Consider the following 23,318-nt stretch of genomic DNA (forward strand, 5'->3'; position numbering starts at 1 on the left):
GCATCCAGGCGGCCACGGGGCTGTCAAGCCTCCCGCTACCAGCGCAGCCGCAACTGGGCGCCGACCGCGAACCGGCTCCACGGCTCATCGTCCTGCGCCGGGGCGAAAGCGTCGTTGTCCGAGGAGCGGGCATAGGACAGGGTGTGGTTGGCATAGAGCGCGAACGACGCCTGCGGAGCGAATTCGTAGGCGAGGCGCGCCGATGCATACGAGACGAAACCTCCGGTCCCGGGTTCGCTCCAGCCATAGCCGGCCGCCCCTTGAAGATCGTACGTCCAGCGCTCCGCCAATGTGCCGTAGAGCTGAATGCTCGCTTCGAGGGCTTGGTACCGGTCCGGATTCCAGTAGCCGTTGTCGAGCACCTTCGCGAAGTCGAAAGCCGTGTAGCGGGCGCCGATCCACAGGTAGGGATCGGCGCTGAGGCGCTTGGCGATTTCCGCCTGCCCCCAGAGGCGCTCGTTGCCGTCGGAATAATGGCTGTAGATGCCGCGGCCGCTGACGCGGAACGCGTTGTCGGGGGTGTAGTCGACGGCGAACTCGAAATCGTCCGCAAACACGTCGTTGACGATGGAACGCGAGTTCTCGTCCGGGTAGCGCCGGGCCAGGTTGATGTCGAGCCGGAGGGCATCGGACGGGATCAGGCTGAAGGTCGTCTCGTGCGTGAACGTCACGTCCTGATCGTCGGACTCGTCCTCCAGGTTCAGGAAGAACGACGACTTGAACTCGAGGAAATCGTCGAACCGATGCCGCCCGGCCAGTCCGATGCTGTAGATATCGACGGTGGGAAAGTCCCCGCCCTCGAAGTGCATGATTCGCCCCTGCGGCCCGAACTTCGTCAGGCCGTTGTTGAAGGTCAGCTCGTGAGAGAGCAGCAGGGTCGAGATCGCGAGGTCGTCCGAACGGCGCGCGTGCCATGCCTCGATGGTGGTCAGCGGGCGGCGTTCGAGGAAGAGCTGTTCGAGCAGTCTCTGGGCACCCTCGTCGCCGGGCTTACGCGCGAGAAGCGCTTCCGCATAGCTCTGCGACAGGTCCGGACGCCCCATCTCGCGCCGCGCCTGGGCGGCGATCATGAGCGTCGCGGGATTGCGATCCCCCCGCCGCCAGGAGAGGCTCGATGCGCGCCAGGGCAGCCCGTGGGCGGCCCATGGACCGCTCCGCGGTCGCAGCGCCGCGGAGCGCATCCGCGTTCGCCGGCTGGAGGCGCAGCACGGCCTCGAAATCCGCCAGCGCCGGCTTGTGCTCCGTGATGTCGTTGAGGGCATTGCCCCGGCCGATCAGGGCTTCCACATCGTTCGGGAAGGCCTGGAGGATCTCGGTGAACACTGGAATCGCCGCAGCCTGCTGGCCGCTCCAGGCAAGAGCACGGGCAAGACCGAGCTGCGCGTCGCGCCTCTCCTTGGGATCCAGATTCGGTCGCTGCAGGATTTCCTGGAACAGCGGGATGGCTCGCACCGGCTGACCGGCATAGAGCACCTGTTCGGCATATTCCCGCAGCAGCTCCTGCCGGCGCGCCGGCAGGACCGCGAAGGCGCGCTCGAACAGGGTCGCGGCCTCGGCACTGCGCCCCTGCCCCGCCGTCTGCCGGGCCGCCCCGACGAGAGCGTCGGACAGGGCCTTGCGGGCCTCGCTGTCCCGCGGGTTCTGACGCAGGATCGCCTGCCAGGCCGGGATCGCCTCGCGGTATTGGTTGCTCCACAGAAGGGCGAATGCGAGACCGCGCCGCAGGCGCTGATTTTCCTGCGGACTGCGATCGCCGGAGCGCAGCGCCTCGCGGTACAGCGGCACGGCCCTGGCGGGCTCCCCGGAATAGGCGATCTGATCCGCGTATTCCGGCAGCAATTCCTGCCGGCGTTGCGGCGCCGTATCGATGGCGCTGTGGAAGAAGTCCGCCGCCTGGGCATTGCGGGAGCGCTCGGCCGCCTGCCGCGCCGCGCCCACATAGGCGTCGGAAAGCGCCTTGCGCGCTTCGGCATCGTCGCGGTTCGCGCGCAGAATGTCGTTCCAGGCCTCGATCGCCTCCTGAAACGGGCTGCTCCACAGGAGCGCGAAGGCCAGCGCGCGGGTCGTCCGCCGACGCTCTTCGGACGAGAGATCCCCGCGGGACAGCACGTCCCGGTAGACCGGGACCGCCTTGCCCGGCTCGCCGGAATACGCGAGCTGATCGGCATATTCCCGCGCGATTTCGCGCCGCTTCGAAGGATCGAGGGCGATGGCCCGCTCGAACTGCGACACGGCCTCCTTGTTGGCGCCGCGGCCCGCGGCCGCCCGTGCGGCGGCAATGGCGGCCTCGGCAGGCGTCGGCTGCGCGGGAGACGGCGTTCGCGCCGCGTCGGCTGTCGCGCCCGGCGTTCCGGAACCTGCCGGAGCCGGCCCGGTGCCGCCGCCGGCAGTGGCGGGCGGTCGCGCCGCCCCCGCCTGCGCATCCGCCAGACCTTTCCGAGCCTCCGGGTCGTCGGGTGCCTGCCGCACCACCTCCTCGAAGGCGGCGGCGGCCTCCGGGAACTGGCCGCTCCAGAGGAGGGCGAAGGCAAGACCCCGCCGGATCCGCCGCAGCTCCTGCTCGGACCGGCTGCCCTGGGACAGGGCCTCCCGGTAGAGCGGCACCGCCTGAGCCGGCTGGCCGGCATAGGCCAGTTGATCCGCGTATTCGGGAAGCAGCTCCGGCCGACGCTGCGGCGCCGTGTCGATGGCACGCCGGAAAGATCCGGCGGCGTCCGCATTGCGGGAACGCTCCGCTGCCTGACGCGCCGCGCCGACGAAGGCATCCGACAGCGCCTTGCGCGCCTCGGCGTCGCCGGGAGCGGCCTGCACGATCTGCTCCCAGGCGCGGATCGCCTCCTCGAACTGACTGCTCCACAGGAGCGCGAAGGCGAGATTGCGCGTCGTGCGCTGCCGTTCCTCGGGCGGCAGATCGGGCCTGCCGAGGATTTCACGATAGATCGGAACGGCCTGCTGCGGCTCGCCGGAATAAGCGAGCTGGTCGGCATATTCGCGGCCGATCTGCTGTCGCCTGGCAGGATCGAGTTCGAGCGCACGGCGGAACGACGCCACGGCCTCTCCGCTCTCGCCCCGCTCCGCAGCCGCGCGGGCCGCTCCGATGACGGCGTCCACCAAGGCGGTGCGCGCCTCCGCATCGCCCGGATTGGCGGCGGCGATCCGCTCCCACGCCTCGACGGCCTCCTCGAACTGGCTGCTCCAGAGGAGGGCAAAAGCCAGGCTTTTCTCGATTCTCCGCCGCGTGTCCTGGTCGAGGGCCTGATCGGCCAGGCGCTCCCGGTACAGGGGAACCGCCTCGGCGGGCCGGCCCGAATAGGCCAGCTGATCCGCATATTCGACAAGCCACTCGCCGCGACGCCCGGGAGCGAGGCCGATGGCCTGCTCGAAAAGCCGGGCGGCCTCCCTGTTGTCGTTCGTGCCGGCGGCCCTGCGCGCGTCCTCCACGATCTCCTCGGGAGACTGCGCGAAGACCGGGGAAGCCGTGAGCCCCAACCCCAGAAGCACGAGCAGGCACGCGATTCGGGTGCGAAGGGCGGGCCTACATGGAAACATAGATCGGGATCTCGAATCGCGAAGCAGAAGGAAGGTCTGGATTTCCAGTTATCTGGAATTGGCGCTTATAACAGGTAAAATTTAGTTCTCCCTGCCGATTGGTCCAGACAGATTTCTTCCATAACCTGAAGAGCGCCTATATCCCTCTTCGTTGGAGAGGGCGGCCTCTCGTGAATTTTCGCTTTCCGGAGACCTGTTGCTTGTCCCGCCCCGCCTCGCGTTTCCAGACACAGACCCCGTGGACGCCCCTCCCCTATTCGCCCTGGCACGAAACCCTGTGGCAGTTCCTGGCGACGGCGAGCCTGGTGTTCGGCACCTGGTACATCGGATGGCGGTGGCTCGGGTCGATCAACTTCGATGCGCTGTGGTTCTCGGTGCCGCTCCTGATCGCGGAGACAGGGGCCTTCCTGGGCCTTGTCCTGTTCACCATCAACCTGTGGTCCGCGAAGTCTCCGGCGCCCGGCCCTCTGCCCGCGAGCATCCGGGACTGTACGGACGACCCCGACATGCCCGACCGGCCGGTGACGGTGGACGTGTTCTTCGCCACCTATAGCGAGGATCCCGAGCTGGTGCGCCTGGGGCTGCACGATGCCAAGGCCTTCACCTACCCTCACCCCATCGACATCCAGATCCACGTTTTGGACGACGGAAAGCGGCCCGCCATGCAGGCCGTCGCCGAAGAGGAGGGTGTGAACTACCTCACCCGCTCCGACAATGTGGGGTTCAAGGCCGGCAACCTGAGGAACGCCATGGCCTCGACCTCGGGCGACTTCATCCTGATCTGCGATGCCGACATGCGGCCCTTTCCGACCTTCCTGGAAGAGACCCTCGGCTATTTCCGCGATCCGAAGGTGGCCTGGGTGCAGACCCCACAATGGTTCTACGACGTTCCGCCCGGGGTGCCGCTTCCCGCCGCCCTCGAACGGTGGCTGGGCGGCGCCGGACGCGTCCTGGGGAAGGGTTTCGAGCGCATCTTCGGTCCGGTTCAGATCGGAGAGGACCCCTTCGCCAACGACCCTCAGCTCTTCTTCGACGTGATCCTGCGCCGGCGGAACTGGGCCAATGCCAGCTTCTGCTGCGGGGCCGGATCGATCCATCGGCGCGAAGCCGTCATGGAGGCGGCTCTCCGACAGTGGTCGGATCAGGTCACCGCAGCCGCGGGACGCAACGAGGCCGCCGCCCGCCGCCTGACCGGCGAGGAGGCCATCGCCGATTCCATCCGCGACACGATGCGCTGGCAGGGTGCGCTGGAGGAGGAATTCCAGCCCTACAAGTTCCACGTATCGGAGGACATCTACACCTCCATCGTGCTCCACGCCGACCGCGAGCGCGGGTGGAAGTCGGTCCTGCATCCGAAGGTGCAGGCCAGGATGCTGTCGCCCAACGACCTTCTGAGCTGGACCATCCAGCGCTTCAAATATGCGGGCGGCACCCTCGACATCATGGCCCACGACAACCCGCTGTTCCGGCGCGGGGGCCTGTCGCTTCCGCAGCGGCTCATGTACGGTTCGACGTTCTACTCGTACCTGTCGCCGCTGTGGAACGTGGTCTTCCTGTTCTCGCCGATCGTCTTTCTTTTCTCCGGCGTCCCGCCCGTCTCCGGCTACTCCCTCGACTTCTTCATCCACATCGCGCCGTTCCTGCTGTTGAACGAGCTCTCCCAGCTCGTGGCGCTGTGGGGCAATTCCAACGCCAAGGGGCGGGCCTGGTATCTCGCCATGTTCCCGCTGAACCTCCAGGCTCTGTGGACGGTAGTCCGGGGCAAGAAGATCTCGTTCCCGGTCACGCCCAAGGATCGGCAGGTGGGAAGCTATCCCCGCCTCGTGAAATGGCAGATCGCGGTGGTCGTGCTGACCCTGACCGGCCTGATCTGGGGCTGGAGCGCGTTCGCCGCCGGACGGGAGGGCTATTCGCTCGGGGCCATGATCGCCAACACCGTATGGGGCATCAGCAACGCGCTGGCGATGGTTCCAATGATCAAAGCCGCCTTCTGGCAGCCGGACCCGGTCTACGAAGCCGCAATCGTGGAGGGAGCAACATCGTGATCCGGCAGGAGCTTTTCCCAGTCACGGACCCTGGAGACATCGATTCCGCCATGCTACCCACCCCGCAGCGGCGGCAAGGCCTGCGGGATCCCAGCCGAATTCCCTGCCCTGGCTTCCGGAGCCTCCTTCCGGTGGAGACGATACGGTGACTTTCAAGGACGGTCTTCTCAAGGCGCGCGGACAGATCACCTTCGTTCTGGCGCTGGCGATTTCCACTGGCATCATCATCTATCTCGAGGCTTTGGACACGGAACAGCGGATCCAGGCGCGGGTCGCCGCCGAACTGGCGCAACGCGATGCGGCTTCGGCATCCGCCCCTCCGGCTCTTCAGGCGGCGGTCCGGTCGGCCCTGCGCCGGTCCGAAGAGGTCTACGCGCGGGAGCCCCGCGCCGACGAGGCCAGGGCCGGACTGCTCACGTCTTTCGCTGCCGCCGTGCAACTGGGCGTGATGGAGCCGGGCGATGCCCTCTCCCAGGTCCAGAGGATCCTCGACGAGATGGAGCAGAACCGTGGCGAATCGAGCGCCTCGCTCGTTTCGGCGCTGGGCCTAGCGGCTGCAACCTTCCCGTCGCTGCAGGACCGCATCGCGCGTCTTTCGCCCGCCTCATAGCGCCCGGGAACGCCTCAACCTGCGGGCGCCTCGACCCGCTTGACCATGCGCAGCCGGTTCTCGCCGCTGCCCGCGCTGTATTCGACCTCGTCCATGTTCATGCGGATGAGCGCCAGCCCCATTCCTCCCTCGGGAACATCGTCGAGATTGGTTGCGTCGAACGAGAACAGGTCCTCCGAGGCCTGCTCGATGAGGCCCGCCTGCATCGGCGGCGCGTGATCGACGATCTCGATCACGACCCGGTCCGGATGAAGGCCGACGATCACCTGGACGTCCTGGCCCGGCTGCCCATGGTAGCCGTGCTTGATGACGTTGTTGATCGCCTCCACGACGCTGAGTTCGACCGCATCCGCCTCCTCCGCAGCAAGGAGGCCGGTGCAGACTCCGCGGACGGCGCGAGCGATATGCGCCACCTTGTCGAGATCGCTGTCGATCAGAAGGCTGATGGATGGGGCCATTCCGGTTTCTCGGCTCACATAGGCATCAGGCCGAAAGCTGCTCGACGGCGGCATCGACCGTGTCGTGCAGGGCGAAGACCTTGTCCATGCGCGTGAGGGTGAAGAGGCGGCTGACCGCCCCCTTGGCGCCGGCCACGGCAAGACTTCCCCTCGGACCGAGGCGCTTGAGACAGGACACGATGGCACCGAGGCCGGAGCTGTCGACGAAGTCGACGCCGCTGAGATCGAGAACGAGTTGATGGTGCCCGTCGTCGATGCACCTCGTCATCTCGTCCTTGAAAAGCGGTGCCTTGCTGGCGTCGACGCGCTTCTCGGTGACGTGGACGACAAGCACATTGTTCCGGAGCTCAGAGGTGAGCATCGACATTCGTCCTTTCGCTTAACCGTTCCAGCATCAGAACGCTCAGATCGTCATCGAGCCTTTCAGAGCCGCGCCATTTCCGCAAGACCCGGTCGAGGCTGTCGAGGAGAATGCCCGTCGACCCTTCGGCATGCTCGTGAACAAGCCCGCGCAGCCGCTCTTCCGAGAACTGCTCCCCCTCCCGGTTCTCGGCCTCCACGAGGCCGTCCGAATAGACCAGGAGGCGGTCGCCGGGCCGGAAGTCGAATTCCAGCGTCTCGTATGTGGCCGAAGAGATCATGCCGACGGGAAACCCGCCGTCGCCGATCGGTTCCACGATCCCGTCCGCCCGAAGGAGGAGCGGGGCCGGATGTCCGGCCTGAATGATCGCCGCGCGTTGCGCGCCAACGTCGATCTCGCCGACGACCATGGTGAAATACGGCAGCCCCTCCGGCCAGTCGGCATTGATCCGCTCCACCAGAGTCTCCAAGCGCATTCCGTCGGGCCTCGTCAGGATCGCCTGGGACAGGATCTGATGCGACGCGACGGAGACGAGAGCCGCGGGCGCTCCATGCCCCGCCACGTCGATCTGGAAGAAGCCGATTCCGCCGTCGCTGCGCCGCACGACATTGTAGGTGTCGCCGGCAACCAGGCTCGATGGCCGGAACAGACCGCAATACCGAACGTCTCCCAGGGTCGAAGGAGGCGGCAGCATCGTCGTCTGAATCACGGCCGCCGCCTCGAGGTCCTTTCGCAGCTGACGGTAGGCGTCCTTCAGGCGGGCGTGCAGCATCTGCTTGTCCTGCTGAGAGCGCTGCCGCCGGATCGCATTGGCCTTGAAGACGCGCAGGGCATCGCTCATCTCCCCGATCTCGTCGGACCGGGTCTGGCGAGGCAGCGGAGCCGACAGGTCGTTCTCCGCCAGCCGCAGCATGGCGCTGCTCAGAGCCTCCAGCGGCCGGACGACCCGCAGGCGCACGACGAGAGCACTGGCGAGAACGGCCCCGAAACCGCAGAGCAGAAGAATGCTCCACAGGAACACCGAACGCCGTGACTGAGCAAGCTCCAGATCGAGACGGTCCCGCGAGCTGCGCAGCAGTTCCTGCTGCATGTTGGCGATGCTGCGCAAGCCCTGCCGGGCGATCTCGTACCATTCCTGGGCACTGATGGCGGGGCGGGTCTGGCTTTGAAGTGCGTTCGACAACGTTTGCTGAACAGGGCTCAGCGTCGTGTCGTACTTCGCGTGAGCGGCCGAAATGGCCTCCCTGACGCTCGGGCTCAAGGGTGCCGTCAATTGGCTCTGGATCAGCTCCCAAGCGAGATCCGCCCGCCCGACATTGCGGCCGACGGCTTCGAGCTCGGCCGGGTTGATCTCGCCGGGACGAGACAGGGCCCATGTGAGGATGGCCTGATTTCGGGCGATGCTCTCGCTGAGGACGCCGCCATAGGTCCGCAGAACCGCCTCGGCGCGCAGGGCAGGATCCTGGGGCCGCTCCTGCTGCAACAATGTGAGGCGGAAGGACTGGACCTCGTCGATCAGGCGCGTCGCCTCCCGAAACCATCTTTGCACGGGTTCCGAGCCAGGGTTCTGCGGGTCGGCCGACAGATAGGCGTCGGCCTGTTGTCTCAGGGCGTCGAGGTCGCGGGCCACGCCCGAGAGCGAAGCCAAGCTGCGGGCCGGGTCACGCAGGTCGGAGCTCCGCTCGACGATTTCCTGCTCGGCCGCCTCCTGCGTGGCATCCACGCGGGCGCGCGCCTCCTGCAGTTCCTCCCGGTGCCTGGCATCGGCCTCGCCCGAGACGAGAAGCCTCACGGTTCGGCTTCGCTCCTGGGCAAGAGCGTTGGCGTTGAGCAGGAGGTGCTCCCGGACGGCATTGGACGCGACCATGCGCTGGGCCGCCTGATGCTGCAGGATCTCGGTCCGGATCTGGACCGAAACCGCCACGAGCAGAGCCACGCCGAGAAAGATCGTCAGGGTCAGCAGGATGTAGCGAATTTTCATGGGGGACGAGATATGACGGCAGCGAACGCTTTATTGTGACAGAACCGCCGATATCTCATACCGGCATGGGACGATGGAACCGCTCAAGCTTGAAACCGACAGCCTCCGTGATGCCGCCGCCCACCGGCATTTACTCTATGGGACGGCTCTTTGCACATCCGATCTGACGGAGAAACGGCGCTGCGACACAATTCTTCGCGAGTGCAGCATCATCACGCCCGAGTACGAGATGAAGTGGGACCGGATCGGGGGAGCGGATGCCCCTGACTTCCGGGCGTCGGACCGGCTCGTCGCCTTTGCGGTCGAGAACGGCCTCGCCTTTCATGGCCATACGCTCTGGTGGCACGAATCGGTGCCGCAGGACCTGGGGGAGGCCTCGGATGCGCGTTTTGCCGAAGCCGCGCTGGAGCACCTGACGCGGGTGGTCCGGCGCTATGCCGGGCGCGTGTATTCCTGGGATGTCGTGAACGAACCGCTCGAGACGGACCATGGCCGCCGCGATGGCCTGCGCCACTCGCGCTTTCTCCGGGCTTTCGGGCCGACCTATCTGGAAGTCGCGTTCGGACGGGCGGCCGAAATCGACCCCGAGGCGGTGCTGGTCCTGAACGAGATGGGCCTCGAATATGCCTCGCCCGGCGCCGAACGGAAACGCCGGGCCATGCTGGCCCTTCTCGAACGGGCGCTCGCCCGTGGAGCCCCGATCCAGTGTCTTGGAATTCAATCCCACCTCGATGCGGCCGACCAGCCCCGCCACCACCCGGAACTCCGGGCGTTCCTGCGGGAAATCGACGGCTTGGGACTGAAGGTCATGATCACGGAGATGGACGTGAGCGACCAGAACTGCCCACGGGATCGCCGCCTGCGGGACGGAATGGTCGCGGATACCTACCGGGCCTATCTCGAACTGGTGCTGGAGGAGAGCCGCTCCCTCGGCGTGAGCACGTGGGGTCTATCCGACGACAGGACCTGGCTCGCGACGGCGAGGAAGCGACCCGACGGGGCCGCCGTGCGGCCGATGCTCCTGGATCGAGCCCTGAGACGAAAGCCTGCCTGGCACGCGGTGAAAAGCGCCCTGCTCTCGGCGAGGAACCCGGATGGTGGGGTTGAACCCGCCTTCCCCAAGGGAAAAATTAACTGAAGTGGTGGCCGCCGGGTCCGAAGCCCATATTCCGAGGTGATGCGGCCCTTACGGTCGTATAGTGATAGCGAGCCGGATCATTTCCCGGAACGATTTTTCAAAGGACATTCATCGATGGATTATCCCGTCGGTCCCCATGAGGAGGAGCGCCTGGCGGCGCTCCTGGAAACCGGCATTCTCGATACGGCGTCGGATCCGGCCTTCGACGCCATCACCGGAGAGGCCCAGCGTCATTTCGACGTGCCCATGTGCCTGGTGACCCTGCTCGACCGCGACCGGCAGTGGATCAAGTCCGCTCAAGGGATCTGCCTTCCGGAAACGCCGCGGGACATCGCCTTCTGCAACTATACGATCCTCAGCGACGAGGTCTTCGTGGTCGAGGACGCCAGGGCCGACGATCGCTTCAAGAGCAATCCCGCTGTGACCGGCGACATGGGCATCCGGTTCTACGCGGGGGCTCCCTTGATCTATATGAAGAATATCCGTCTGGGCGCCCTGTGCCTTCTGGACACGAAGCCCCGTACGTTCTCCCGGGGCGACAGGGCTGAGCTTCAGATCTATGCCGAGAGGGTGGTGGCGGAAATCGCAGCCCGCGAGTTCACCCTGCATCCCTCGCACGAGTGAGAGCCGTCACGATCTGCCGGCGAGCACCCAGGGATGGGGCGGCAGGCTTTCCATCACCAGGCCGACCCCGAAGACGGCGGCAAGACGCTCGGAGGTCAGCACCCGGTCGGGCGCCCCCCTGGCGACCAACCGGCCCTCGTCCATGAGAGCCAGATCATCCGTCAGTCCCGCGGCAAGCTGCAGATCGTGCAGGACCGCCACGACGGCGATCCCCTCCCGCACCAACCGGCGTGCCTCTTCGAGCAGCGCCAGCTGATGCTTCAGGTCGAGGCTTGAAATCGGCTCGTCGAGGAAGAGGATCTGGCGGTCCTCGAAAGTTCGGCCTGCCCCCAGCTGGGCCAGGACCCGGGCGAAATGAACTCTCTGGCATTCGCCACCCGACAAGGTCTGGTAGTTGCGATGGGCCAGATGGGCGACATCGGCCCGCTCCAGGGCTTGCTCCGCGATGCGGCGGCGGTCGCTGCGGGACAGTCCCCGCCCGATACCCTCGACCCCGAGGCTCGCCACCTCGAGGACCGAGAACGGGAAACCGAGTTCCGACGCCTGAGGCATGACGGCGCGAAGATGCGCCAGCTGCCACGGCGGGATCGACCGGAGCGGGCGGCCGCCCAGCATGATCTCGCCCTCCGTGGGTGCGAGCTCGCCGCACAGCAGTTTCAGAAGGGTCGATTTCCCGGCGCCGTTCGGACCGACGACGATGGTGAAGCAGCCGGCGTCGACCGTGAAGTCGACCCGGTTCACCAGCAGGCGCCCGCCGCCGCGATAGCTCATGCCTTTTGCTTCAAGAATGGCCGTCATAGGGAGAAGCCGCCCGGCCGGCGCAGGAGAAGCCACAGGAAGAACGGCGCCCCGATGGCGGCGGTCAGGATGCCGATCGGCAGTTCGGCCGGAGCCACAACAGTGCGCGCCACGGTGTCGGCTGCCAGCAGCAGAGCGCCGCCGAGCAGGGCCGAGGCGGGCAACAGGAAGCGATGATCGGGCCCCGCCATCAGTCTCAGCACGTGGGGAACCACGATGCCGACGAAGCCGATCATTCCCGCACTCGCGACCGAAGCGCCGACCGCGACGGCGACCAGGAGAATGGCGAGAGCCTTCACCCTCTGCACGGGGACGCCGAGATGGAAGGCCTCCGCCTCGCCGAGCGCGAGAGCATTCAGGCCCCGCGCGAGAAACGGCGACGCGAGAAGCATGGGAAGGACGAGAGGCGCGACCGTCATCACCTTGGTCCAGCTGGCGCCGCTCAGGGAGCCCAGGGACCAGAATGAAAGATCGCGCAGCTGCCGGTCGTCGCTGAGATAGGAGAAGAGCCCCATGACCGCTCCGGCCAGAGCCCCGAAGGCGACGCCCGCCAGCAGCATGGTGGCGATGGAGGTGCGCCCACCGCGGGTCGAGACGAGATAGAGACCGAATGTCGTGAGAAGGCCGCCCGCAAAGGCGCCGATGGGAAGGGCGCCGAAGGGAAGCGGGCCGATCAGCGGCGCAAGAAGGGCATCGCCCAGCACGATCGTCGCGGCGGCCGCGAGGGCCGCGCCGGCCGAAACGCCCACCAGTCCGGGATCCGCAAGCGGGTTGCGAAACAGCCCTTGCATCAGGGCGCCCGACGATGCGAGCGCCGCACCGACCAAGACCCCGAGGCAAAGGCGCGGCAGGCGAACCTGCAGGATGATGAGGGCATCCCCGCCTTGGATTGAATCCGACTCGCCCAAGGCGTCAGAGAGAACCGCCAGGACCCGCGCGACGGGAATGCCGGTTGCTCCGCTGCTCATGGCAAGAAGGCCCGTGACGAGGAGCAGAACGGCGAGTCCCGTCAGAAGCATTCCTTTCTGCCCGGCAGGACGGGAGTGGGACATCGCGCGGACCGCGAGGGCCGTCATGGCTGTGCCACCCACCGGGCCGAGGCCGGCAGATCGGGATGGAGCGCCACCATCAGATCCTGGGCGGCGGAAGGCGTGCGCGGGCCGAAGCCCAGAAGGTAGAGGGAATCCATCACGACGAGCCTGCGCTTGGCGGCGGCCGGCGTGGCGGCAAAGGCCGGAAGCGCGAACGGATCGTGCGCCGCACCGTCCGGACCGTGATTCATCATGACGATGGCCTCCGGAGCGGCTGCGATCAGCCCCTCGTCCGACAAGGGCTTCCATCCCTGAAGCGAGGAGGCCGCATTCTCGGCGCCTGCGAGGGCCAGCATCGCATCGGCCGTCGTGCCTTTGCCGCCCACGAGGGGACGGCCGTTCTGCAGCGACAGAACGAACAGGGCGCGCGTGGGGCGCGTCACCTGGGCGCGGTTTCGCGACAGCTGGGCGAAGCCGCGCTCGACCTCCCGCACGAGTGCGTCTCCGGCCTCGCCGGCATCGACGGCCTTCGCGATGTCGCGGATTCTCCGCACGATTCCCTCGGGGCTCGGCTCGTCGTTGACACGGACGATCGGAACGCCCGCCTGCTCGATCAGGCGCATGGCATCGGGCGGCCCGGCTCCCTCGGTCGCCAGGACGAGGGACGGATCAAGGGACAGAATGCCCTCCGCCCCCAGGGCGCGAACATAGCCGACATTGGCCTTCGTCTTGAGCGCCTCGGCGGGAAACAGGCTCGTGGTGTCCACACCGACGATCTCGCTCTCGCGGCCGAGGCGATAGAGGATTTCGGTCACGGCCCCGCCGATGCTGACGATCCGGCGCGGGGATACGGCCCTGGAAGGAACGGAGGCAAGCATGAGAGCCGAGACCAGGATGAGGCTGCGGCGGGACATCGACGTCATGGGAGGCTCCTATTTCGTGAGGATCAGCTTGCCGTTCGCCGTGACCCGCAACCGGTAGCGCTCCCCGCGGTGAAGGAGCACCACTTCACGGCCGGTTCCGATCAGGGTCATCACGTCGATTTCCTTGGCGACTGTGGAGGATGTCCCGGCGCGGTCAGGCGACGGAGGCGCTTTCTGCACGATGATCTCCAGGTTTTACTTTTTCTAAATTACAGCAATTGCAACCGTCTCATGTATTCGCAGTTTAGAAACATGTAAAACTGCGATTTTGACAGCTGATATTGACGCGGTTACTCTATTTGAGTATCGGATGCAAACCCTCTTCGATGGAAGCGGGCCGTTAGCCAGCCAGCGTGAGTTCGATTTCTCCGCGAGCCAGCCAGTCACGAAAAAGAACATCATGAAAGACTGGGATCGTCAGGATGATTACCTTCCTGCGCGAAGGCCTTCGCGCGTCCACCTCGCCTCTCGCCCTTCTCGTCCTCGCGCCGCTCGCCGGCACGCCTCTGGCCTCGGTCGCCCAGGCGCAGAGCGCCTCTTCCGAGCCCGTCGTGCAGAGCGAGGGTGATACCCTGATGCTCGATACGATCACGGTGACCTCCGGCAAAACCGAGGACAGGGTGATCAACGACCTGGCGGGATCGAGCGTCGTCACACGCCGGCAGATCGACCTTCTCCAATCCTCGCGCGTGTCCGACGTCCTTCAGGGCGTGCCCGGTGTGGCGGTGCAGGAAACCGGAACGGATCCGGGGCAGGCCGTCAACATTCGCGGTCTTCAGGATTTCGGCCGCGTGAACGTGCTCGTGGACGGTGCGCGGCAGGATTACCAGGTGAGCGGCCATGGAGCGAACGGCACGTTCTACCTCGACCCTGAGCTGATCGGCCAGGTGGACCTGGTGCGCGGACCGGTCTCCACCGTCTACGGCTCGGGCGCCATCGGGGGCGTCGTGTCCTTCCGGACCAGGAATATCGACGACATCCTGAACCCTGACGAGACGTACGGCGCCGTGCAGAAGCTCGGCATCGGCACGAACGGAGCGGGCGTGCTCACCAACAGCATGGTCGGCGCGCGCATCGGAACGGCTGCGGACGTGTTCGGCCAGTTTCTGTATCGCAACACCAACAATTACCGCGACGGCGACGACAACAAGATCCTGGATTCCGATTCCGAGCTGACTGCAGGTCTGTTCAAGTTCAACCTCTACCCGGCCGACGGGCATACGGTGAGCGCATCTGCCCTGCTGCAGAACTACGATTTCACGAACAACGGCGATACCGGGAGAGGCACGAGGTTCAAGAACGACGTCACGGCCAATACCTATACGCTCGGCTACCGCTTCAGCCGGCCCGACATCCAGTGGTTCGACCTGAGCGTGAAGGGCTACTACACCACGACAGAGGACCGGAAGCGCGTCATAACGCCAAGCTCGACCTACGGCTCGCTTGGCGTGCGGCCGGGCGCTCCCCTGACCTACAGCATGGAAACGGCGGGCTTCGACATCCACAACACGGCGCGGTTCGACACCTTCGGGCTCGGCCACGCTCTGACCCTCGGCATCGACGGCGCGCAGGACCAGGGCGAGACCAGCGACCGCGCCGGCGGCTATGGAGCGGCCTTCACCCCCTCCGGCGAGCGCAGGTTGTTCGGCGGCTTCATTCAGGACGAGGTGCGGATCACGCCATGGCTGCGCACCATAGGCGCCCTTCGGTTCGACAGCTACGAGCTGAACGGCGGGGGCGTCAGCTCGGACGGATCGCGCGTCTCTCCCAAGATCACCGTGGGCGTGGAGCCCTTCAAGGGAATCGAGTTCTACGGCACCTACGCTGAAGGCTATCGCGCGCCGTCGATCACCGAAACCCTGATCCAGGGCGTCCACCCCTTCCCGATCTTCAACATCCTGCCGAACCCGACGCTGCGTCCCGAAGTCGCCCATAACCTGGAAGGCGGCGTCAACATCCAGTACGATGACCTTCTCAAGACCGGCGACAGCTTCCGTGCCAAGGTGGCGGTGTTCCACAACGAGATCGACGACTTTATCGATACCGTCGCGGTCGGGCCTGTCTACAACGTGCCGTTCATTCCCGGCATGCCGGCCAGCGCGTGCGTGTTCGCACCACATTTGTGCCAGATCGGCGTCCAGGACCAGCAGTACCAGAACATCGCCCAGGCGCGCCTGCAGGGAGCTGAGCTCGAAGCGGCCTACGATTGGGGCGGAGGCTTCGTCAGCCTCGCAGGCACGATCATCAGCGGCCGGAACGAGATTACGGGAGATCCGCTCAACTCGGTCGTCCCGAACCGGATCAGCACCACGCTCGGCTTCCGCTTCCTCGAGGACAAGCTCACCATCGGCACGCGCCTGACCTTCGTCGACGACACCAAGCCGACGGTTACCAATCCGACCAAGGGGTACGGACTGGTCGATCTCTTCGCCTCATACCGCTATGATGAGAACATCAGCGGCGACATCAGCATCCAGAACCTGTTCGACAGGCAGTACACCCAATACCTGAACAGCAATGCGAGCCCGGGCCTGACAGCCAAGTTCGGCCTCACCGTCAAGTTCGCAAGCCGGTAGCCTGCCGCGCCAGATTGGAAAGGAGTTCGTTTTCATGTTCATTGCCATGAACCGCTTCAAGGTCCTGAAGGACGCAACGGCCGAGTTCGAGGAGCGCTGGCTTTCACGCGAAAGCTATCTTCACGAACTCGACGGCTTCGTCGAATTCCACATGCTGCGCGGCCCGGAGCGCGAGGATCACGTGCTCTACTCCTCGCACACGGTATGGGCCTCGAAGGCTCACTTCGAGGCATGGACCCGCTCCGACCAGTTTCGCGCCTCGCACACCCGCGCCAGCACCGGTGCCAACAAGCCGCTGACCCTCGGGCACCCGGAATTCGAGGGTTTCGAGGTGATCCAGACCATCGGACGCCTGCCGAAGGCCGCGGAGTGAAGGCGGTGACGGCACTGTCAGAACCTGCACCCTCGGAGACCCGCATCCGGGACATGCTCGCCGCAAAGCCCGACGGCGTTCTCGAAGCGATTGCGGCCGATCTCGACGTTTCGCTGCAGAACGTCCTCGACTGCCTCCCCTCGGGCGCCGCCCTTCGTGCCGATGGCGGCGCCTTCGAGGATGTCTGGAGCGACCTGACGACCTGGGGCGACATCACCTTCGTGGTCCATACCCGCGACGGCGTGTTCGAATGCAAGGGCGGCATCCCGCCCGGAACCTTCGGGCGGGGCTATTTCAACATCCATGGGGACAGCCCCATCGGCGGCCACATCAGGGCCGAGAATTGCCGGTGGATCTATTTCGTGGACCGTCCGTTCTTCGGCAAGCGCTCCTGCTCCGTGCAGTTCATCAACAAGACGGGCGAGGCCATGTTCAAGGTCTTCGTCGGCCGGAACGAGGACAGAAGCCTCAAGGCGGATCAGGTCGCCCGGTTCGAGGCTTTGCGCGACCGGACGGCAGGCATCATATGATGCCTGTCGATTCAACGTCGTCGCGAGGGATGGAGAGCATGAAGGACCCGATCCTGCCGGTGGATGGTGAAGCCCGCCAGATCGCCAAGCACCTGATACGGACGGCCCGATCGGGAGCGCTCGCCACCAACGATGGGGCCAGCGGCGTTCCCTTCGCCAGCCTCGTGGCGGTGGCGACCGACGTGGACGGCTCCCCGCTGATCCTCACGTCGCAGCTCTCGATTCACACCAGACTTCTGGAGGCGGATGCCCGCTGCTCCCTGCTGCTCTCCTCCTCCGGCAAGGGCGACCCGCTCGCCCATCCGCGCGTCACGCTGCTTGCGGAGGCCCGACGGGTGGAACAACGGAGCTCGCCGGAGGGAGAACGCATCCGGCGCCGCTATCTGGCGCATCAGCCGAAGGCTTCACTCTATGTGGACTTTCCGGACTTCGCGTTCTGGCGCCTCGATATCGCATCTGCGAGTCTCAATGGCGGCTTCGGGCGGGCCTACCGGATGGACCGGGCCGACGTGCTGGCGCCCATGGACGGCCTCGACGGTCTCCTCGACCTGGAAGCGGACGCGGTGGAGCACATGAACGCCGACCATTCCGAGGCCGTAGCCCTCTATGCCACGAGGCTGTGCGGCGCTCGCGACGGCGCCTGGAGGCTCACCGGCATCGATCCCGAGGGGCTTCTGCTGGCCCTCGGGGACGAAATCGTGCGCCTCACCTTTCCGGAACCCCTGACGGGCCCGGAAGAGTTGCGCCCCATGCTCGTGAGGCTGGCGCAGGACGCGCGCAACCGGAGCACGGCCGACTGAGGCCCCTAGCGGGCGTACTTCGCGTCGAGATAGGCGAGGTATGGCGCAGGATCGAGGCCGCGTCCCGTTTCCCGCTGGAGCAATTCGTCCCGCATGAAGCGGCGGCCATGCTGCCAGACCTTGCTGCGCAGCGCATCCGCCAATCCGGCATAGTCGCCGGCCGCGATGGCCGCGTCGAGGGAGGTATCCTCCCGGCGCAGGGTTTCCATGATCTGGGCCGCCATCACGTTGCCGATGGTGTAGGTCGGGAATGAGCCGATATAGCCGGTCGACCAGTGCACATCCTGCAGCACGCCGCGGGCATCGTCGGGCACGACGAGATCGAGGTCGCGCTTGATTGCGGCGTTCCATGCCGTCGGCAGGTCGGCCACCTTGAGCGAACCGTCCATGAGCGCGCATTCGATGTCGACGCGCAGCATGATGTGGAAATCGTAGGTCAGCTCGTCCGCCTCGACGCGGATGAAGCCCGGCTCCACACGGGTGACCGCGCGGTAGAACTCTTCGGCGGTCACGTCTCCGAGCTGATCGGGGAAGTGCCGTTGCAGCTCCGGGAAGTGCAGCTGCCAGAAGGTGCGGCTGCGCACGATGTGGTTCTCCCACAGGCGCGACTGCGACTCATGCGCCCCGAAGCTCGTGCCGCCGACCGCGTAGAGGCCGACGAGATCCGTCGCGAGGGTCGTGCGGGTATAGGCCGGATCGACGCCCTGCTCGTAGAGGCCGTGCCCGGTCTCGTGGGCGGTCCCGAACAGGGAGGCGGGCAGGTAGTTGCGGTTATAGCGCGTGGTGATGCGCACGTCGTTGCGGGTGAACGAAACCTCGAACGGATGCACGGTCGTGTCGAGGCGCCCGCGGCTCAGGTCGTAGCCGAGCTTTTCCGCCATGCGGAGGCCGAACGCCTTCTGCCCCTCCTCGGAAAAGTCGCGGAAGAGAAAGTCGGAACGCGGCGCGGGACGCGACCGGGCCGCGTCGAGGATCGGCTGCATACCGGAGCGCAGTGTCCCGAACAGCGCCTTCAGGCTGGCCGCCGTCTCGCCCGGCTCGTAGATCGATACCATGGCGTCGTAGGGATGCTCGCTCCAGCCGATGCAGTCGGCATAGGCGCGGGAAAGCTCCACGGTCTTGGCCAGATGCGGCGCGAAGATGGAGAAGTCGCTCTTTGCGCGGGCCTCGATCCAGGCGGACTGGGCCACGGTGCGAAGGGCCGCCCTCTCCTGGATGAGGGAGGCGGGCACCCGGCGGTGGTGCTCGAAGGCGTGGCGCGTCTGCGCCACGATGCGCCGCGCCGGGGCGTCCTCCGCCAATCCGGCGACGGTCTGCTCGGCCGCATCCAAGGCGGCTTCGGTCTCGGGAGACAGGAGAAGGTCGCGCGCGAGCCTGGTGAGGGTCGCGATCTGGTATCCGCGCGTCTCAGCCCCGCCCGGCGGCATCATGGTGCGGGAATCCCAGGTGAGAACCGACGTGGCGTTGAGCACGTCGTTCACGGCGGCGACACGCTCGTTGAGCGCAGCGATGGAAGCCTGTTGGGTCATGGGGTGCCGTTTCTTCGGTTATTCCGTACCGCCGGTGTTGAGATGGCAGGCCGAGAAGCGGCCGGGGCCGATGGCGGCAAGGGGCGGCGCCTCCCTTATGCAGCGGGGGCCTGCGAAGGGGCAGCGCGGATGGAAGTGGCAGCCGCTCGGCGGGTGGAGGGGCGACGGGATCTCACCTGCGATGGGATGGAAGCTCTTGCGGCCCACGCCGACCCGGGGAACGCTCTCGAAGAGGGCGCGGGAATAGGGATGGTTCGGCGCGGCGTAGAGCTCGGCGGTCGGCGCGAGTTCGACAATGCGCCCGAGATACATGATCGCGACGCGGTCGGAGACGTGGCGCACCACCCCGAGGTCGTGGCTGATGAAGATCGCCGTCAGGTCGAGGTCCTGGCGCAGATCCATGAACAGGTTGAGCACCTGCGCCTGGATCGATACGTCGAGGGACGCGACCGGCTCGTCGAGCACCAGGAGGTCGGGCTTCATGGCAAGCGCGCGGGCAATCGCGATGCGCTGGCGCTGGCCGCCGGAGAACTGGTGAGGAAAGCGCCGGCGATAGCTCGGATCGAGGCCGACGCGGCCGAGGATGTCGGCCACGTAGGAATCCGCGTCGCGGGACTTCACGATCTTATGCGTGACGGGCCCTTCGGCCACCGTGTCGCCGATGCGCATGCGCGGGTTGAGGCTGGCGAAGGGGTCCTGATGCACCATCTGAACACGGGTCGTCAGCTTCTGCGTATGCCGCCCCTGCTCCCTGGCGACCGGCTTGTCCTGGAACAGGATCTTGCCGTCGCTCGGTGCGTAGATCCCGGCGACGATGCGGCCGAGGGTGGACTTGCCGCAGCCGGATTCGCCGACGAGGCCCACGACCTCGCCCTTGCGCACGCTGAGGCTGACGTCGCTCACGGCGCGGACGATTTCGGTCTTGCGTCCGGCCCCGATGACCCCGGCGATACGCTCGCCGAGGCTCGGGCGCTTTACGAAGCGCTTCGATACGTGGTCGATGTCGAGGAGAGCGGCTGACATGAATCGGTCTCAATCGGGTAATGGCAAAGGGCGGTGCGTCCGTCTCCGAAATCCTGGACGGGCGGCGTGGTCGTGCAGGCCGGTCCGGCCCTGAAGCAACGCGGCGCGAAGGCACAGCCCGCCGGAAGGTTGGCGAGGGAGGGGGTGGAGCCGGGAACCTGCGGCAATCTCGTTCCTGGCTCGTGCTCGGCCGGAACGGAGGCGAGAAGGCCCGCCGTGTAGGGATGGCGCGGTGCGGCGATCACGTCCGCCGCCGCACCGGTCTCCACGACGCGGCCGGCATACATGACGCAGATGTCGTCGGCGAGGCTCGACACCACGGCGAGATCGTGCGTCACCCACACGAAGGCCGTGCCGGTCTCATCCGCGAGGCGGCGGACCTCGGCGAGAATCTGGCCCTGGATCGACACGTCGAGCGCCGTGGTGGGCTCGTCCGCGATGATCACCGCCGGACTGTGCAGCAGCGCGATGGCGATGGCCACGCGCTGGCGCATGCCGCCGGAGAGCTGGTGCGGATAGGCGTCGAGCCGCTCCTCCGGGCTCGGGATGCCCACCTTGGCGAGCGCATCGCGCGCCCGGGCGCGGGCCGCTTTCTTGGACACCTTGTCGTGGGCGCGCACGGCCGCGATCATCTGGGTCCCGATCTTGAGAACCGGGTTCAGGGTCATCATCGGGTCCTGGAAGACCATGGCGATCTGCGCACCGCGAACGCGGCGGATAGCCTCGCCCTTGAGGCGGGTCAGATCCTGCCCGTTCAAGAGCACCTCGCCTCCGGCGATCTCGCCCGGGGCCTCGATGAGGCCGAGAATCGAGTAGCCGGTGACGCTCTTGCCGGAGCCGGATTCCCCTACGAGGCCGAGAATGCGGCCGCGCCCGACCTCGAAGCTGACGCCATCCACGGCCTTGAGGACACCGGTCCGCGTGTGGAACTGGGTTCGGAGATCTTTGACGCTCAGGACAGGCTTGCTCATCGGCTGCGCCTCGGGTTCAGGACGTGACGAACCTGATCGCCCACGAGATTGATGGCGACGACGGTCAGCATCAGTGCGATGCCGGGATAGATGGAGATCCAGTAGCGGCCCGAGAGCAGGAACTGGAAGCCGTTCGAAATGAGGGAGCCGAGCGAGGGCTGCGTCAGCGGAAGGCCGAGACCCAGGAACGACAGGGTCGCCTCGAGAGCGATCGAGTTCGCCACCTGCACGGTCGCCACCACGATCAGGGGCGGCAGCGCATTGGGAAGCAGGTGGCGGAAGAGCACCTGCCGCGCCGGAAGCGGGGTTGAGAGCGCGGCCTCGATGTAGTCCTTGCGCCGCTCCGCGCTCGCCGCACCGTGGGTGGTGCGGGCGAAGTAGGCATATTGCGCGGCGACCAGCGCCGTCACCAGCTGGGGCAGCCCCTGCCCCAGCATCGCCACGAGAACGAGGGCGAGCAGGATCGCCGGCAGCGAGAGCTGCAGGTCGATGACGCGCATGATGACCGCCTCGACGCGACCACCGTAATAGGCGGCGACGAGCCCGACGGTGGCGCCGAGGACGAGCGCGAGCGTACCGGCCATGACACCGACGATGAGGCTCGTGCGCAGCCCGTAGAGGATGGCCGAGAACACGTCTCGGCCGGCCGCGTCGGTGCCGAGCCAATGGACATAGCCGCCGGAACCGACCTCGCCCGGCTCGAGTCGGGCGTCGAACAGGTCGAGCGTTTCCTGGTTGTAGGGGTCCTGGGGCGCCACGAGAGGCGCGAGAACCGCCATCAGGACGACGGAAACGATGACGATCAGAGCTGCAACGGCGGCGGGGTTTTGCTTGAAGTCCGACCAGAAATTGCCGAGCCGGACCCAGCGGGTCTCGACCGGAGCGGTAATGACGGGAGCGCTGCTCATGACGCGGCCTTTACACGGATGCGCGGATCGAGCTGGCCATAGATCAGATCGACGACGAGATTGATCACGACGAACAGGAACACCACGAGGATGAGGTAAGCGACCATCACGGGCCTATCGAGCACGGTGATGGAATCGATGATGAGCTTGCCCATGCCGGGCCAGTTGAACACGGTCTCGGTGACGACCGCGAAGGCGAGCGTCGAACCGAGTTCGAGACCGAATACGGTGACGATCGGAATCGAGATGTTCTTCAGGACGTGCAGGCCCACGACCTTGCCCTCGGAGAGCCCCTGAGCGCGGGCGAAGCGCACGTAGTCCGAGCTCATCACCTCGATGGTGCCTGCGCGGGTGAGGCGGATCAGGAGCCCGAGCTTGAACAGGGCGAGGTTGAACGCCGGCAGGATGATGTAGCTCCAGCCTTCCAGCGTAGTGATGGAGAGCGGCATGCCCAGCACCTCCGTCACCGGCCCCCGTCCGCCCGAGGGCAGCCAGCCGAGCTCGACCGCGAAGGTCATGATGAGCAGCAGCCCGACCCAGAAGGTCGGCACGCTGAAGCCGAGAACGGAGACGGCCATAATGACCTTGGCCGAGAGGGAATCCGGCTTGTAGCCGGCCCACAGCCCGAGCGGAATCCCGAGGCAGGTGGCGATCATCATCGCCGTGAGCGCCAGTTCGAGCGTCGCCGGGAAGCGGGACAGGATCAGGTTGAGTACGGGCAGCCGATAGATGAAGGACTCGCCGAGGTCGCCCTGCAGCAGGTTGCCCATGAAGACGAAATACTGCTCGATCAGAGGACGATCGAGGCCATAGCGCTGTATCAGCGCCTCGCGCAGGGCTTGGTCCGAGGCGGGATCGATCATCACGTCGATCGGGTTCCCGATGGCGTAGACGCCCAGGAACACGATGACCGACATCGCGACGATGACCATGAGCGCCTGGAGGACGCGCTGAATGAAAAAACCGATCATGCTGTCTCGTGCATGGCTTCAAATGAACAAGCAGGCGGACGGATGCAGGCCCACCTACCCGGAATGCATCGTACAAAGACTTTCCGGCTTGGCCTCGATCCATAAGGACGCGGCCAAGC

The 23,318-nt window shown here is 66.2% G+C and carries 22 protein-coding genes; 8 read left to right on the forward strand and 14 right to left on the reverse strand.

The genetic code is table 11. The features are described from left to right. Nucleotides 1–35: 35 nt before the first annotated feature. Together LGR44_RS04845 and LGR44_RS21730 are read right to left on the reverse strand one after the other, a co-directional pair. On the reverse strand, nt 36–1,070 hold the full coding sequence (locus tag LGR44_RS04845; RefSeq protein ID WP_226737821.1) for a PgaA family protein: 1,035 nt from the start codon (nt 1,068–1,070) through the stop codon (nt 36–38). Then, a complete protein-coding gene (locus LGR44_RS21730; RefSeq protein WP_264196328.1) occupies nt 991–3,549 on the reverse strand; it encodes a tetratricopeptide repeat protein in 2,559 nt (852 codons plus the stop codon). The genes LGR44_RS04845 and LGR44_RS21730 overlap by 80 nt, the downstream gene beginning before the upstream one ends. A gap of 200 nt (nt 3,550–3,749) precedes the next feature. On the opposite strand from LGR44_RS21730, the gene LGR44_RS04860 reads away from it, so the two are divergent. Together LGR44_RS04860 and LGR44_RS04865 are read left to right on the forward strand one after the other, a co-directional pair. Continuing rightward, the gene (locus LGR44_RS04860) at nt 3,750–5,594 is read left to right on the forward strand and encodes a glycosyltransferase (protein WP_226737825.1); all 1,845 of its coding nucleotides are present in this window, start codon (nt 3,750–3,752) and stop codon (nt 5,592–5,594) included. A gap of 145 nt (nt 5,595–5,739) precedes the next feature. Then, nucleotides 5,740–6,204, forward strand: coding sequence for a hypothetical protein (locus LGR44_RS04865; RefSeq protein WP_226737827.1), 465 nt, complete (start codon nt 5,740–5,742; stop codon nt 6,202–6,204). A gap of 14 nt (nt 6,205–6,218) precedes the next feature. Here LGR44_RS04865 and LGR44_RS04870 read toward each other — a convergent pair whose 3' ends face one another. From LGR44_RS04870 to LGR44_RS04880, 3 genes are read right to left on the reverse strand one after another with little or no spacing between them, the layout of a single operon-like run. Beyond that, nucleotides 6,219–6,662, reverse strand: a complete 444-nt coding sequence (locus LGR44_RS04870; RefSeq protein WP_226737829.1) for an ATP-binding protein — start codon at nt 6,660–6,662, stop codon at nt 6,219–6,221. Between the two features lie 25 nt (nt 6,663–6,687). Next, nucleotides 6,688–7,023 (reverse strand): STAS domain-containing protein, encoded by a 336-nt coding sequence (locus LGR44_RS04875; protein ID WP_226737831.1) that lies wholly within the window; start codon nt 7,021–7,023, stop codon nt 6,688–6,690. Further along, entirely contained in the window at nt 7,010–9,004 is a 1,995-nt protein-coding gene (locus tag LGR44_RS04880; RefSeq protein WP_226737833.1) for a SpoIIE family protein phosphatase, read from the reverse strand. The genes LGR44_RS04875 and LGR44_RS04880 overlap by 14 nt, the downstream gene beginning before the upstream one ends. A gap of 73 nt (nt 9,005–9,077) precedes the next feature. On the opposite strand from LGR44_RS04880, the gene LGR44_RS04885 reads away from it, so the two are divergent. Beyond that, nucleotides 9,078–10,142, forward strand: coding sequence for an endo-1,4-beta-xylanase (locus tag LGR44_RS04885; protein WP_226737835.1), 1,065 nt, complete (start codon nt 9,078–9,080; stop codon nt 10,140–10,142). 114 nt (nt 10,143–10,256) lie between these two features. Continuing rightward, on the forward strand, nt 10,257–10,766 hold the full coding sequence (locus tag LGR44_RS04890; protein WP_226737837.1) for a GAF domain-containing protein: 510 nt from the start codon (nt 10,257–10,259) through the stop codon (nt 10,764–10,766). Nucleotides 10,767–10,772: 6 nt separating this feature from the next. Here LGR44_RS04890 and LGR44_RS04895 read toward each other — a convergent pair whose 3' ends face one another. From LGR44_RS04895 to hemP, 4 genes are read right to left on the reverse strand one after another with little or no spacing between them, the layout of a single operon-like run. Beyond that, complete coding sequence (locus tag LGR44_RS04895) at nt 10,773–11,564, reverse strand: heme ABC transporter ATP-binding protein (RefSeq protein WP_226737840.1); 792 nt, start codon at nt 11,562–11,564, stop codon at nt 10,773–10,775. Then, the gene (locus tag LGR44_RS04900) at nt 11,561–12,640 is read right to left on the reverse strand and encodes a FecCD family ABC transporter permease (protein ID WP_404809900.1); all 1,080 of its coding nucleotides are present in this window, start codon (nt 12,638–12,640) and stop codon (nt 11,561–11,563) included. Before LGR44_RS04900 ends, LGR44_RS04895 begins: the two co-directional genes overlap by 4 nt. Further along, the gene (locus LGR44_RS04905) at nt 12,637–13,518 is read right to left on the reverse strand and encodes a heme/hemin ABC transporter substrate-binding protein (RefSeq protein ID WP_226737844.1); all 882 of its coding nucleotides are present in this window, start codon (nt 13,516–13,518) and stop codon (nt 12,637–12,639) included. Before LGR44_RS04905 ends, LGR44_RS04900 begins: the two co-directional genes overlap by 4 nt. A gap of 9 nt (nt 13,519–13,527) precedes the next feature. Further along, nucleotides 13,528–13,698 carry a hemin uptake protein HemP gene (gene hemP / locus LGR44_RS21920; protein WP_226737846.1) on the reverse strand — a complete coding sequence of 57 codons (171 nt, stop codon included), beginning with the start codon at nt 13,696–13,698 and terminating at the stop codon, nt 13,528–13,530. Between the two features lie 242 nt (nt 13,699–13,940). On the opposite strand from hemP, the gene LGR44_RS04915 reads away from it, so the two are divergent. From LGR44_RS04915 to LGR44_RS04930, 4 genes are read left to right on the forward strand one after another with little or no spacing between them, the layout of a single operon-like run. Next, nucleotides 13,941–16,094 (forward strand): TonB-dependent hemoglobin/transferrin/lactoferrin family receptor, encoded by a 2,154-nt coding sequence (locus tag LGR44_RS04915; protein WP_226737848.1) that lies wholly within the window; start codon nt 13,941–13,943, stop codon nt 16,092–16,094. Nucleotides 16,095–16,128: 34 nt separating this feature from the next. After that, nucleotides 16,129–16,467 (forward strand): antibiotic biosynthesis monooxygenase family protein, encoded by a 339-nt coding sequence (locus LGR44_RS04920; RefSeq protein WP_226737850.1) that lies wholly within the window; start codon nt 16,129–16,131, stop codon nt 16,465–16,467. A gap of 53 nt (nt 16,468–16,520) precedes the next feature. Then, entirely contained in the window at nt 16,521–16,997 is a 477-nt protein-coding gene (gene hutX, locus LGR44_RS04925) for a heme utilization cystosolic carrier protein HutX (RefSeq protein ID WP_226737953.1), read from the forward strand. A 38-nt stretch (nt 16,998–17,035) separates the two neighbouring features. Continuing rightward, nucleotides 17,036–17,797, forward strand: coding sequence for a HugZ family pyridoxamine 5'-phosphate oxidase (locus LGR44_RS04930; RefSeq protein WP_226737852.1), 762 nt, complete (start codon nt 17,036–17,038; stop codon nt 17,795–17,797). Nucleotides 17,798–17,802: 5 nt separating this feature from the next. On the opposite strand, the gene LGR44_RS04935 is transcribed toward LGR44_RS04930, so the two are convergent. From LGR44_RS04935 to LGR44_RS04955, 5 genes are read right to left on the reverse strand one after another with little or no spacing between them, the layout of a single operon-like run. Then, entirely contained in the window at nt 17,803–19,326 is a 1,524-nt protein-coding gene (locus tag LGR44_RS04935) for a carboxypeptidase M32 (RefSeq protein WP_226737855.1), read from the reverse strand. Between the two features lie 18 nt (nt 19,327–19,344). Next, entirely contained in the window at nt 19,345–20,349 is a 1,005-nt protein-coding gene (locus LGR44_RS04940) for an ABC transporter ATP-binding protein (protein WP_226737857.1), read from the reverse strand. After that, entirely contained in the window at nt 20,301–21,320 is a 1,020-nt protein-coding gene (locus LGR44_RS04945; RefSeq protein WP_226737859.1) for an ABC transporter ATP-binding protein, read from the reverse strand. Before LGR44_RS04945 ends, LGR44_RS04940 begins: the two co-directional genes overlap by 49 nt. After that, nucleotides 21,317–22,228 carry an ABC transporter permease gene (locus LGR44_RS04950; RefSeq protein WP_226737862.1) on the reverse strand — a complete coding sequence of 304 codons (912 nt, stop codon included), beginning with the start codon at nt 22,226–22,228 and terminating at the stop codon, nt 21,317–21,319. The genes LGR44_RS04945 and LGR44_RS04950 overlap by 4 nt, the downstream gene beginning before the upstream one ends. Then, nucleotides 22,225–23,199 carry an ABC transporter permease gene (locus LGR44_RS04955; RefSeq protein ID WP_226737864.1) on the reverse strand — a complete coding sequence of 325 codons (975 nt, stop codon included), beginning with the start codon at nt 23,197–23,199 and terminating at the stop codon, nt 22,225–22,227. Before LGR44_RS04955 ends, LGR44_RS04950 begins: the two co-directional genes overlap by 4 nt. Nucleotides 23,200–23,318: the final 119 nt, after the last annotated feature.

Source organism: Microvirga lenta (assembly GCF_020532555.1).
GTDB classification, from domain to species: Bacteria; Pseudomonadota; Alphaproteobacteria; order Rhizobiales; family Beijerinckiaceae; genus Microvirga; species Microvirga lenta.